The sequence below is a fragment of the Acidobacteriota bacterium genome, from assembly GCA_016208495.1.
Taxonomy (GTDB): domain Bacteria; phylum Acidobacteriota; class Blastocatellia; order Chloracidobacteriales; family Chloracidobacteriaceae; genus JACQXX01.
This window is the reverse complement of record JACQXX010000010.1, coordinates 36,036-48,708: the sequence shown is the minus strand read 5'-3', so window position 1 is coordinate 48,708 and position 12,673 is coordinate 36,036. Positions and strand designations below refer to the sequence as shown.

Below are 12,673 nucleotides of genomic sequence, written 5' to 3'. Positions count from 1 at the left end.
GTTCTTGTCTAGCCTTTTCCGACATTAGGGTACACTTCCTGCAACTCCTTGACGCCGTTGCACAAAAATCCAAATTTCCATAGGTGAAATCCAATTCTTCAGATCTTTGAGAATCTGAATTTCAGGGCATTTGAGCGTAGAAACCTGCCAGGCTTTCAACTACATATTGACGCATTTCAGCGGTGAGTTCGGGATAGATTGGAAGTGCCAGTGTTTCGAGCGCGGCGCGTTCAGATTCAGGAAAATCACCCGTGCAATAGCCTAAATCAGCAAAGCATTCCTGTTGATGGAGTGAAAGTGGATAGTAGACTTCAGTGCCGATGCCCTGCTCCCTGAGGAACTTCCGCAGGGCATCGCGGTTGGTGGCTCGAATCACAAATTGATTAAAAATATGTCGCACGTCAGGCAAAACCGTCGGCAAGTGAATCTTGTCGGCCAGCCCTGGGTGTGCCGCGATGAGTTCCGCATAGTGGCGAGCATTGTTCGCCCGAGCCGTGCTCCACGCATCCAGATGACGCAATTTGATCCGCAGTACCACGGCCTGGAGCGCATCAAGGCGACTATTAAAGCCAACATAGCGATGATAATACTTGGTGGTTTCACCGTGAACCCGGAGCGCCCGCAGCCGGGCTGCCAACCCAGCGTCCAGCGTGGTGAGGCATCCGGCATCACCTGCCGCCCCCAGATTTTTGGTTGGGTAAAAACTGAAGCACCCGATCAACCCCATTGAACCAGCCCGCTTCCCTTTCCACTCAGCACCAATGGCCTGGGCGGCATCTTCAATCACCGGCAGGTCGTGGGCACAGGCAATCTGATTGATGGCGTCCATATCCGCGCATTGGCCAAACAGATGAACTGGGATGATGGCACGGGTTCGGGGCGTGATTTTTTGTTCAAGCTGGGTGGGGTCAAGATTGAAGGTGTGAGGTTCGATATCAACAAAAACCGGAATGGCACCCAGGCGGGAGATCGAGCCGGCGGTGGCAAAAAATGTGTAGGGAGTGGTGATGACTTCATCGCCGGGTTTGATATCGAGTGCCATCAACGCCAGCAGCAGTGCATCCGAACCGGAAGCACAGGCAATGGCGTGTGGAACACCACAATACTCGGCGATTTCTTTTTCCAGGAGTTCGACTTCACGACCCAGGATAAAAGCCTGGTTTTCAAAGACGGTTTCAATTGCAGGGAGAAGTTCAGCACGAAGCGTCGCAAACTGCGCTTTCAGATCAAGCAGGGGAACATTCATGGGAATCAACTTTAGGATAATTTCAGGATGAGAGATCACCCAAGGTTACACCTCGATCACTCACTGGATACCAGTCAACCACAGGCCGAATCTCAAAAAGGGGCTACCCTACCCTATTCGCAGTTTGGTTGTCCACCTTTGGGAACAGGCTGAGAAAACCAGGGCCTGGGGTTTGGAGCTTGGGGCTGAAGACACCAAGCTGAAGACTCGCAAGCTCGGGGCAATCGAAGGGATGAAGGATGAGGGATGAAATCAAACCACTTCTTCAGCCCTCAGCCCCTGGCCCAATGTCTTCAGCCCGTTGTTTTCAGCCCGGTTCTAATGCACCTTCTGTGTTTTCTTCTTGAGAAAATCCATCATCACATACTGCCCGAGATTGTAGGTTGTGGTGAAATACGCTTTGCCCTGGGCAATCTCGGTCACTTTCTTGATGAAATCAACCAGGTAATAGTCATCCGCCAGCATAAACGTGTTGATCATAATGTTGCTGCGACGGCAGGCGGCCACTTCGCGGTAGGTGGCGTCCATAATCAACCGGTCAAGCCCCATTGGATTCTTGTAAATCCTTCCACCTGGCATAGTTAAGGCTGATGGTTTACCGTCAGTGATCATAATGATCTGCCGCATATCCTTGCGCTGGGCAGTCAAAATCCGACGGGCGAGTTTCAGTCCTTCGGCAGTGTTGGTGTGATAGGGGCCGACCTTGACCCGAGGGAGTTTGGCAAGGGGAACTTCTTCGGCTGAATCATGAAAGAGAACCAGTCGAATCGAATCGCCTGGATATTGCGTCCGGATCAAATGGGTCAACGCCAGCGCCACGGTTTTGGCCGGGGTGAAGCGATCTTCACCATACAGCACCATGCTGTGGCTGCAATCGAGCATGACCACGGTGGCACACGAACTGGAATATTCCGACTGATGCACCATCAAATCTTTGTATTCAACATTGAGCGGGACGCCCAGACCTTCGCGACGAATGGCGGACAGCAACGTGGCATTGACATCCAGATTGATCGTGTCGCCAAACTCATAGGGTTTGCTGGATTCGTGGGCTTCAACTCCGGTTGAGAGAAACCGGGTATCGTGGCGACCAAAGCTACTTTTCCCAACTGCCCCAAGCAACTTTCCAAGTGCTTTAAACCCAAGGAAATCAAGCCCTTTCGAGGTAATTTCAAATTCCAGCTTGACTGGTTTCGAGGCTTCGGCTTTTCCCTGCCCGGTGGCATCCGGCGGCGCGGGTCCGATCTGCCCATCCTCGGCTGACTGCGTGCTGATATACCCGGATTGAGTCAACCGCTGGATGATTTCGTCAATCAACTCATCCAGCTTTTCCGGACTCATATACCCATTTTCATCCATCAGGGATTGAAGGTCATCTTCATCAATCAATTCACCACGCATAATGAGCTGGCGGATGGCTTCGCGCAACGCCTCAACCGAGGTATCAATGTCTCGAATCCGCCGGGTATATCCACCCATAAATCCGCTCTGGAGCAAAAAATCCGACAGCCGGTCCATGAGCTTGCCCAGATCGAATGAATCCCAATCAATACCACTCCATTTGCCATATTTGGTGAATTTCATAACCCCTCAGAAGTCAGTACCACCTGCGTCAGTGGGTGGGAGTTGCTTGTGAGAACCCACCCGCTGACGCAGGTGGTACTGACATAGACTCAGTTCACGTTCCCGGTGTCGGTCCAGTCATAAAATCCTTCGGCGTCTCCGCCACGCCGACGGCGTTCGGGGGCAACCTTTCCGTAGCCGCGTTCTTCGCTCCGGCTGATTTTCTTCTGGGCATAGAGTCCTTCGAGAACAAGTTCAGCGGCGGCAACCAGATGGGCTGAGGTTGTGCCTTCAGCAAAGTTTCCAAGCCAAACGACATCAAGCAGTGTTCGAATGTTCTGAACCTGCCGCAGTCCCTGGTCTGCCGGAATCATATCGGACAGCTTTAGATGATGTCCCTGGTTGAACCAGTCCGTAATTTTTCCAGTTTCAGCCAGTTCCAGGTATTCCAGATACACTTTGCCACAGGCTTGCCGGATCAAATCACGGGCAATTCGCTCAGACCCAACCTGTTCGCCTTCATATTCAAGTTCGATTTTGCCAGTGATTGAAGGAATGGCGGCATAAATGTCACTAATTCGAGGCACAATCACGGTTTCGCGGCACATCAGCGCCCGGCGTTCGGCATTGCTCAGGACATTTTCCAGAACTGAGATTGGCAGGCGCTGACTGACGCCTGACCGTTTGTCAATTCGGCTGTCTTCGCGTGCCAGAAAGGTGATTTGTTCGACAATCTGTTTGATAAAGCGCGGCACCTGAACCTGTTTGGTTTGTGGGCGCTCGATCCAGGCTTCCTGTTCAGTAATTTTAATTGCCTCCGCCACCGAAGTCGGATAGTGGGTCACAATTTCTGACCCGATGCGGTCTTTGAGTGGAGTGATGATTTTCCCGCGAGCGGTGTAGTCCTCCGGGTTGGCGGTAAAAACAATCAGGACATCAAGCGGAAGCCGAATGGGATAGCCTTTAATCTGAACATCCCCTTCCTGCATGATATTGAACAGTCCAACCTGGATTTTCCCAGCCAGATCCGGCAATTCGTTAATGGCAAAAACCCCACGGTTAGCACGTGGCAACAGCCCATAGTGAATGGTCAATTCATCCGAAAGCAGATAGCCGCTTTTTGCCGCCTTGATCGGGTCCACATCTCCCAAAATATCAGCAATGGTGACATCGGGGGTGGCGAGTTTTTCCACGTATCTGGCGTGGCGTGGCATCCAGGCAATTGGGGTATCATCCCCTTTTTCTGCAATTGTTTGCCGGCCATAGGCACTGATCGGGTTGTAGGGATGATCATTGACTTCAGAACCGGCAATCACGGGCATTTCCTCGTCCAACAAGTTTTCGAGTGAGCGTAAAATCCGGCTTTTGGCCTGACCTCGATGCCCAAGCAAAATAAAGTTGTGACGTGACAAAACAGCATTGATCAACTGTGGAATGACCGAATCTTCATAGCCCACAATTCCTGGAAAGAGGGGGGCACCGGCTTCGAGTTTCCGGATCAGATTTTCACGCATTTCATCCTTGACGGAGCGATGGCGTAAACGGCTTTCACTCCAGGCGCTCTGCCTGAGTTCTCCAAGGGTCGCTGGTTTACTTAAATTTCCCATAAAACAGTTTCGTTGAGGCGGGTTGGTAATACCAATTTGGGCTGAGGGTATTGGGCTATGGGCTGAGGGAAACACAACATTTTCAATATTTTAGCATTTCCTGAATGCGAGAATTTCATCCCAGAATGGTATAACTGGTGGTTGGTTCCTGGTCCTGGTGACTGCCTGGTTGTTCTTTGGCACTAAGCACCTGATCTGAGTTTTTCTTTCAATGCCTGAATCTGAAGCAAATGGCGCTGGAAATGATAGGTATCAATCAACATTAATTCATAGAAATTGAGCGCACCAACACCCGGATGTTTGATATAGAGCTGGGTTAATTGTTCAGAGGAATACAGTTGCTCACATTGGGCAAGGTCGTCGAGTACCTGCCTCAAACCGGCAATCAGTTCGTGTCGAGGGGGAGTGGAAAGTGGTGCAACAAAAGAGGGGGCTTTGACTTTAAACAGTGGTCGGGCAATCATCCAGTGACCAGCCAGGAGGCCAATCCTGGCAATGAGACGCTGGCTCAAGCGGCGCTCACTGGGTTTTTGTCCCGTGGCGACCCGGCGAAAGAGCTTGAGCAATAAGGCATCAACCTGCCGCAGGTGCTCGATGACTTCAGCAATTGACCAGGTGCCAGGGGTAAGCTGACGGTACAAATCAGCATCAGAAAGCGGCTCAACTTCACTGAAGAGGTTTGAGTGAACGCGATGGCTAAATTCCATAATCGCTTTTGAGTTCACTCAGTCCTCCGTTCGATGAATCATCCGTCAATCGAGGTCTTCAATCATTTGTGAAATTTCATCCGCCATGCTGGGGTGACCGTGACTTTCGGCGGCCTGTTGACCAGCCAGCCAGGCGGCACGGGCTTCAGTCAGGTTTCCAAGCTTGTGGTATGCCTGACCCAACATGCGATAGCCGGCCCCTTGATCATCGGTGGCTTTCAAATAGGCAGTCATTTGTTCAATAACCGCTTCATAGTTGGCCATTTTCCAGTATTCATTGGCCAGACCATAGCGCACCATCACATTGGAAGGATCGCCAGCCAGCATCTTTGCCAGGGCATCAATTCGCGACTGAGACATAGGAAACCTTTTTGAATGAAGAATTGAGAATGTAGTTAGTGGTTAGAAACCAATACTTTCGAAGAAGAACCAAGAGCCAAAAACTGGCCACTAACCACTAAGGGAGTCGGATGGAAATATCATACCGCCAGGGTTCAGGGTTCAGGGCAGGATCATCCAACTTGAATGGTACCTGCTGGTTTCTCAGCACTTATCTTGAGTGGGATCAGTCAATTCATCACCCAAACCCTGAACCCTGAACCCTGAACCCGATTTCAGTGGGATTTTATTTTCTTCTGGGTCCCTAACCACTAACTACATTCTTCATTCTGCCTTATCATCCTTTTTCTTCGGTTCAATCCATTCGCGTTTGACAAACGTGAGTTCCGGGTGCTCTCTCTCAAGCTGACAGAAGAGCCCGTCGGTCATACGCAACCCACGAGTGGCCCAAAAGGCGCCGCGCTTTTCATATTCAAGCTGGAGTGGAAGCGATAAGCCTCGCACTTCGACTTCTTTACTCCATACAATGGCATCAATCGGTGAGGTAGGAACAGAGTTTTCAGACATATCGAAAGATTGTGTTCACCAAACGGAAGTTACCTGAAATCACTCAACTCTGGGTGAGAGTGAACGTCGTTTGATGCTCTTTTTTCAGATTGGATTTGAAACGGTTAGCTGAGTTGAATCAACTGATCAATCATTTTTATCACAGCTTCTGGTTTTTGGATATTCCAGACGCCGACGACACCCTTGCGGTCAAGTTCGAGCGTGTCTTCAACCAGTTGAATGGCATCGGCCTCAACCGAGGCACCAACGTTGAGGAGGTTGACCACATAGGGTCGCTGATAACTTCGGGTGACTGAATGGACCAGCGAGCGCAGATACGTCATTGCCGAACGCTGATGCATGCTGACAAAAAAGACAAAGCCCCAGATATTTCCGCCTAACAACCGCGTCACATCAATCAATCGGCTTTCATCTTCGACATCATGGATACTCATCAACAAATCAGAACGCATTAAAACTCTGGCCACTTCATATTCAGGTAAAGCTGGAATGGCCACCGAGGCACCACGCTTGATGAAATTTGATTGAACGGAGGAAATAAAACGCAGGGTATCGGCAAAGGCCCCCCGATACGCTGGCGGCAATCCAAGCGAGAGCAATTTGGCCCACTGAGCGTCAGATCCATAGGTTGAACGCAGCGCATCTGCCAGATCCAGTGTTTCGACGGCGGTAAAGTAGGGTTGATCCGGTCGTTCGCGAGGCGCCGGCTTGGCCAGGCTTGGGAGCGGAACTTCAGAGATTTCACCGGTTTCTTCATCAATGACCGTCTGGGTCTTCGGTGCATCCGCCACCGTTTCCAGCAACCCGGTTTTGACCATGTAGGAGGCTAAAAATTTGACTTTCTTTCCAAGCTTCGGATTCGCCGCAATGATTTCCCGGAGTGAGTTCCGGCCATCAAATAAGTCAAACAATGCCACCGTTTCCGGCGCAGCTTCGCCAAGGGCAATTTTGATCCCCAGTTTGGAAGACTTGTCAAACACGCTGTCAAGTGAGGGAATCACCTCCTCAAACAACAACAAATCAACGATATCCGCTGCAATTTCAGGAGTTTCGGCTGGGACTGCCAGCGCCGACCAGTCACGCGAACTTCGCACGTGATACATCTGGATTTCCTGCTGTACCACACTCACCAGGGCTTCAGGAGAAACGGGCTTGGTAATTGAGGACAATCCCAAAAGATGGAGCGAACGTGCCAGAGAGGCATCCGGCGTTCGGGTCAGGGCAATAATTGGCAATTCTCGACCATGATCGTGGTCGCGGAGCTGTTCAGCCGCCGCTAACTCGCCGTCTCCGGGTTCGGTGTCCAGAATAATCAGAGTTGGGGAAATTTGGGCCAGGGTTTCAACCGCCTGAGCTGAACTTGGCGCCACACTGACCTGGTATCCGATTTGTTCGAGTGTGTTTTCAGCCATTCCCGTAAGGCCGACATCTGCCGATAAAATCAACACATGGCCTCGGGCCCCGGCCCCGCGATCACTGGATTCAAAAAGTCCGTACCCGCGTTCAATTCGACCTTTGATCAACCGATACACGCCGGTTTCCCAGGTGGTGACGATATCTAACCCTCGATCACTCGGGAGCTGATTCACTTCCATGCTCTCGATCTTGCCATTACTGAAGTGAAAATCAACCCGTGTCGGACCGCGCTCGCAAATCAACGTGGCGACGGCTTCTCCCTGCGACAAGAGGCGAATTAACCCTGCGATTGTACCTGGACGGATGGCACCCAGTAAGGCCATGGCAATTGAACCTTTAAAGAGAGTTAGCGAAATAGCGAACTGAAAGCGAGTAGTGAGTAGCGAGTAGTCAGGTAGATTTTATAGAGGAGCGTAGAACATGCATACCCCTAAGAGACTATCTCAAATCGCTAAAATAAAATCTGTTCTCAACACTTAGCCTGGCTAAATTGGTGTTTTGAGATAATTTCTAAGTATCTTATCGAAAAATTCCAGACATTTTAACCACGAAGAGAAATGCAGAAAAATCAAACACTTACCAGGTCCACTATCTCTGAAAAGCTTATGACAAGGCACTGAGAAATAAAGGATTGACTACTCGCTACTCGCTACTCGCTACTCGCTCTTTTCAGGCTTCCCCAGCCGCACGGTTGGCGCCTTGCTGGGCATCTAAATATTCCTGGAGACGCTCAATGCGTTTTTCGAAGACCAGATTCTTAATTTCCTGAATGAGTTCCATTTGGCCAAGTTCGGCCAGCAAGACGTTGAGCCGCCACATGACCTGCTGGCGGTCTTTGCGGAAACGCTTCTTTTCGGATGACTCACTTTGACTGTACCAGTCTTCCAGTGTGGCGCGTTTGAAGAGGAACTGCTGGCGTTTGAGTTCTTCGAGGCATTCACCAATTTCGTTCAGGCGTTTGCTTTCCTGGTTCCCGGCTTCGCTCAGTTGCTGGAGCTGCTGTTGATACTGACGGAAGCGGTCGCAAATGCGCTCTGCCAGCCAGACTTTAATTCCCGCCGCCGCGGCAATGTCACCAGGCGAAGCGACAAAATAGACATCCAGGCTGGTCATACCGATTGAGAACAACTTCTTGATGGTGCCCTGACCAACGCCTTTAACCTGCTTCAACAAAGAATTGATGATAATGCCTTCGGGTGACTCTGAATCTTCTGGAATCTGGAAGGTTTGCGGCAGGAATTCTTCAAGGTCGGCATACGCCTTCATCAATTTGGCTTGCCAGTTGGACTTAATCGCCCGGTTGTCAGGTTCCTGCTGGGCACCCGCCAGATATTCATCAAAGGATCGCAACCGACGATACAATTCAAAGTATTCCATTGACTCTGCCGCCCGACCAATGCTCTGCACCGAAGGACGACAAATTTCAAGCCATTCCTTTGAAACCTTCCCGCGTCGCAATTCAGCAATAAATTCCTTGACTGGTTGGACGTAGGCCGCAGCGATATTGGCAAACAAGTCTCGCAGGTCATCGCTTGGGGTTTCAATCGCATATTCTTCGTGATGGCCAAACCCATGACCGCTGCCAGTCAACATCTCGGCGGCGGCGGCCTCGGAGAGTTCCCCGGTGGTCATCGCATGGACATCAAAGCCGTCGCTTTCAGCCGATCCACGCAGGGCACTATCGAGTGCATTATCCAGCCCGCCAATTACATCATCGAAAAAGTCTTCGCCCAGGGCCAGTTCATCAAACGGATCATCTTCCGCACTGAATAAAACTTCGGCTTCCTGCGGTGGCGGCGGAGACAGCGTCGAAGGCCCCTGCAACGAACCGGTCGCGTTGGCCTGGGCCGAGATGGAACCGGCACTGAGCAACGTCCGCAAATGGTGGGTAATTCGGTTGACCTGGCTCAGGTCAAAAGGCACCTCGATATTGCTTAAACTCCGCACCACACCTTCAAAACAGGATGTTGCCTGGGTTACCGAATCGGTTACTTCCCCAGGGTTGGTTACCTGCTGGGTGGCTAACCGCAAGGCTGAGTACTGAATCAGTTCCGCCAGGTCCGACAAACTCTCGATACTGGCAGCCAGATGAAATGAAATGCCCGGAGAAAGTGAACCGTCAGGGGTATAGAGCTCACGTTTGAGCAGATGCACCGCCTGGGCGATTTCCTCGCTATGCTGGCAAATCGCCTCGCAGTAGGTTGCGGCTTTACTGGGAGCACGTCTGAGCCGATCCAGGTAAAGCTTCAGCAAGGTGGTGCTGTCTTCAATATCGACAATAAAGTGTTCAAGATTGCTGAGCCGGTTCATTAAATTTCTTCGGCGCGAGACCCTCGGCCCTGAGGTCGAGGAGGAGCGCCGCCCCTCTCCGGAATTATGGTGTGACGGACACGTAATTTCGACAGGACACCCAATGGCTAAACCATCAAGACGTGTTGAGATGAGAGCAATGTGCCAATTACCAGGCGTTCCCCTTTTCGATCAAGTTGATGCGTTGAAGGTGTCCGCCTGACATGAGTGCTGAGTGATGCCTTCTGGAAGGGCGTGTCCGGGCCACAGCTTCAGCCGTCAGGTATGGCTGCGTTTGGAAATGTGGCTTTGGATGGAAATACACCTGCTGCCGTGAAAGCAGCACACTCTACCACAACTTCCCCAGAAATGCAGAGAGCGAGACAAAAATTTGTACCCGTTTTTCGGTGCCCAAATCCTCATGATTGAATCAATTCAACCAGCGATTCCGGTACTTCAATTTCCATGCGCAAGAGTGCCGAACTATAGGTCTTCCCCTGGGCGTCCGTCTTGAGCGATAGCGTTCCACCCCCCCCGAGCGAATGATGCAGGAGAAAGTTCAATGCTTCGAGATTTGGCAGCTCAAATCGTTCGACCTCCCCCAAACAGATTCCATCAAAATGCTGCTTGACCCGTTCAGCCGTCACTTCCTGGCACAAAACAGGATAAAATTCAGGCCGCAACGCACACCGCGAAGCGGTGCCGTTCGGATAGCCGGTCGGTTGGCCGCTTTGGGCCTACCACCGGATCCAAAGGCCACCCCTTGTTGCTCCCCCGCTTCGCCCGCGCCCCGCAGGGGCGCGGGCGAAGCGGGGGAGCACTGGAGAGAACGAACCTGTTCCCGGTGGTAGCTCCTTGTAGCCGAGCAACCACCGGCTATCCGAACTGCAGCCCTCCGGGATGCTCAATCCAAATGCCTGATTCCCAAACGAAAACGGGAAGTTGATTTTTTACAGTCCCTAAGAACCAATTACTAACCACTAACCACTAACCACTTTCTTCATTCTTCATTTGTTTGACGGCTCATTGAGCCACGAATTGAAAACCTTTTGTTGTCGGGTGGTCAGATTTTGTCGCACCCGAACTTCATACCGCAGACTGGTGCTTTCCTGCAAGGTAACGCTGAGTTCGCGTAAGCGCCCACGACGAAAGACATGAACTTTGACTTGCTCACCCGGCTTATGCTTGCGGCAGAGCACTGGGAGTGATGCGGCTGTAACTTGTTCAAACTCAATCGCAGCCAGGATGTCCCCTTTATCCAATCCAGCCCGAAATCCGGCTTCATCTGGTCGAACCTGGGCCAGTGTGACCTGTTTTTCATCCCCTCCGAAAGTTACGCCAAACACGCTCTCAGCCGTGTCTATGGTTCGACCTTCAACAACATCAACCCCGGCAATGTCGAGTGATTCTCTGTAGGGTAATTCCTTGACACCAGCCACATAGGCTTCAAAAAACTCAGCGAAGCTACTGCCGGTCACGGCTTCGCAGGCTTTCTGGATTCCGTCTTCCGGGAATCCAATTCCCTTCTGGGCGTAGGTGGCATACAGGTAGCGCATCACATCATCGAGCGTTTTTTGATTATCCGTTCGATGCCGCACCGCCATATCGAGCAATAGCCCCAGAAGCGCCCCCTTCGTGTAAATGTCAGTCTCGACATTGGCGGCATCATCCGGGGTCAGCCATTCGTCAAAACTGGCTTGAGCCGCCGAAGTAAGTTTGCGTCCGACCGAATTCTGCTGGGTCGTAATATTGCCGGCCAGCCCATCCAGATACCCGGCGACAGTGACCAATCCGGCCCGCTTGCAGAGCAAGTCGTCATAATAGGTCGTGATGCCTTCGGCAAACCACAGATTGCGCGTGTAAATCTCCTGTGAATAGTCAATCGAGGCAAGGACTTGCGGATAAAGGCGTTTAACATTCCAGACGTGGAAGAATTCGTGGGTGCTGATTGAATAAAACCGATTGAGTCCCCACCCGGTGGTAAAGGTCGCCGACGGCACGGTAATCGAAGTTGAATTCAGATGCTCAACACCGTGATAGCGGGCATCCGGCAAAACATGAAACAGAAACCAGTATTCACTAAATGGCGCTTTTCCAAAGATTTTGAGGGCTTCCACCACGGTTCGCCTCAGATTATCTGCCAGCTCCCGCCTGTCATATTCCACCTCTCCCTGAAAAGCCAGGAAATATCGGGCACCGTCATGGTCAAATGACACAACCTCCAGGGTTGGGCTGGCAATTCCAGGCGCATCGGCCAGCACGTGATAGTTGGCCGCCAGAAACACATTGGGTTCACGAGTCTTCTGCAAACCAGTCGCAATCCGCCAGGAAGGAGGAACATTGACTTGCAACCGGGTCGGTTGATCCTTGTGCCCAACCACATACATCAACAGGTTGGTCCCATTCCAGTACAACTCGTCTTCGTTGAGAAGCGTTGAACCGGCATCAAACACATTGGCATAGACTTTATAGCGAACCGTGATTTGCTTGAATGTTTGACCATTCACCCGCCAGGTGTTTTTGTCGATTTTCTCAGTTTTGAGCCGCTGGTTGCGTTCGTTGACGGCGGCAAACTCCCGCACATTGCGCGCATAGTTTTGAATTTTATATCGTCCAGGCCGCCAGGCGGGAATCGCAAAATCAACCGAAGCCACGGCTGTCGGTGGGGTATAAGTGATTTGAACTTCGATCAAATGCGAATTTGGCACGCCTGGGGTGAGTGCATATTCAATGGTTCGGCCATTCTGGCCAGCTTCAATCGTCATCGCCATCACCAGAGTCAAAATCGAGAAAACAAAGGCATGGACTACCGGTTTCAAATCAAAACCTCAAAGAATGTATCGTGATTTGTGTTTTCGGCAAGTACGGTACTTTCCGAAATCCACGTGCGGCCTGGGCAGCAGAGACCCATCAAAAGGCAGGAACAGCCAACAAACTGG

The 12,673-nt window shown here is 51.3% G+C and carries 9 protein-coding genes and 1 pseudogene; all 10 read right to left on the bottom strand.

Going from position 1 to position 12,673, the window contains the following annotated elements; genetic code table 11:
• Nucleotides 1–121: 121 nt before the first annotated feature.
• The 10 genes and pseudogenes from HY774_01600 to HY774_01555 all read right to left on the bottom strand — a co-directional run bounded on the left by HY774_01600 (nt 122) and on the right by HY774_01555 (nt 12,553).
• Nucleotides 122–1,246: a DegT/DnrJ/EryC1/StrS family aminotransferase gene (locus HY774_01600; GenBank protein MBI4747156.1), complete on the bottom strand. Its 1,125-nt coding sequence runs from the start codon at nt 1,244–1,246 to the stop codon at nt 122–124.
• A 318-nt stretch (nt 1,247–1,564) separates the two neighbouring features.
• Nucleotides 1,565–2,830 carry a VWA domain-containing protein gene (locus tag HY774_01595; protein MBI4747155.1) on the bottom strand — a complete coding sequence of 422 codons (1,266 nt, stop codon included), beginning with the start codon at nt 2,828–2,830 and terminating at the stop codon, nt 1,565–1,567.
• Nucleotides 2,831–2,919: 89 nt separating this feature from the next.
• Nucleotides 2,920–4,416, bottom strand: coding sequence for a magnesium chelatase (locus HY774_01590; GenBank protein ID MBI4747154.1), 1,497 nt, complete (start codon nt 4,414–4,416; stop codon nt 2,920–2,922).
• Nucleotides 4,417–4,598: 182 nt separating this feature from the next.
• Nucleotides 4,599–5,141 carry a DinB family protein gene (locus HY774_01585; protein ID MBI4747153.1) on the bottom strand — a complete coding sequence of 181 codons (543 nt, stop codon included), beginning with the start codon at nt 5,139–5,141 and terminating at the stop codon, nt 4,599–4,601.
• Nucleotides 5,142–5,168: 27 nt separating this feature from the next.
• On the bottom strand, nt 5,169–5,483 hold the full coding sequence (locus HY774_01580; protein ID MBI4747152.1) for a hypothetical protein: 315 nt from the start codon (nt 5,481–5,483) through the stop codon (nt 5,169–5,171).
• A gap of 303 nt (nt 5,484–5,786) precedes the next feature.
• Complete coding sequence (locus HY774_01575; protein MBI4747151.1) at nt 5,787–6,029, bottom strand: hypothetical protein; 243 nt, start codon at nt 6,027–6,029, stop codon at nt 5,787–5,789.
• 104 nt (nt 6,030–6,133) lie between these two features.
• Nucleotides 6,134–7,768 (bottom strand): hypothetical protein, encoded by a 1,635-nt coding sequence (locus HY774_01570; GenBank protein ID MBI4747150.1) that lies wholly within the window; start codon nt 7,766–7,768, stop codon nt 6,134–6,136.
• A gap of 346 nt (nt 7,769–8,114) precedes the next feature.
• Complete coding sequence (locus HY774_01565; GenBank protein MBI4747149.1) at nt 8,115–9,755, bottom strand: hypothetical protein; 1,641 nt, start codon at nt 9,753–9,755, stop codon at nt 8,115–8,117.
• 398 nt (nt 9,756–10,153) lie between these two features.
• A pseudogene (locus HY774_01560) lies at nt 10,154–10,420 on the bottom strand (hypothetical protein).
• 321 nt (nt 10,421–10,741) lie between these two features.
• Nucleotides 10,742–12,553: a M61 family metallopeptidase gene (locus HY774_01555; protein ID MBI4747148.1), complete on the bottom strand. Its 1,812-nt coding sequence runs from the start codon at nt 12,551–12,553 to the stop codon at nt 10,742–10,744.
• Nucleotides 12,554–12,673: the final 120 nt, after the last annotated feature.

Bases quoted from the DNA above. Each gene is read 5' to 3' on its own strand.
- HY774_01600 (MBI4747156.1), bottom strand. From the start codon at position 1,246: ATGAATGTTCCCCTGCTTGATCTGAAAGCGCAGTTTGCGACGCTTCGT.
- HY774_01595 (MBI4747155.1), bottom strand. From the start codon at position 2,830: ATGAAATTCACCAAATATGGCAAATGGAGTGGTATTGATTGGGATTCA.
- HY774_01590 (MBI4747154.1), bottom strand. From the start codon at position 4,416: ATGGGAAATTTAAGTAAACCAGCGACCCTTGGAGAACTCAGGCAGAGC.
- HY774_01580 (MBI4747152.1), bottom strand. From the start codon at position 5,483: ATGTCTCAGTCGCGAATTGATGCCCTGGCAAAGATGCTGGCTGGCGAT.
- HY774_01575 (MBI4747151.1), bottom strand. From the start codon at position 6,029: ATGTCTGAAAACTCTGTTCCTACCTCACCGATTGATGCCATTGTATGG.
- HY774_01570 (MBI4747150.1), bottom strand. From the start codon at position 7,768: ATGGCCTTACTGGGTGCCATCCGTCCAGGTACAATCGCAGGGTTAATT.
- HY774_01565 (MBI4747149.1), bottom strand. From the start codon at position 9,755: ATGAACCGGCTCAGCAATCTTGAACACTTTATTGTCGATATTGAAGAC.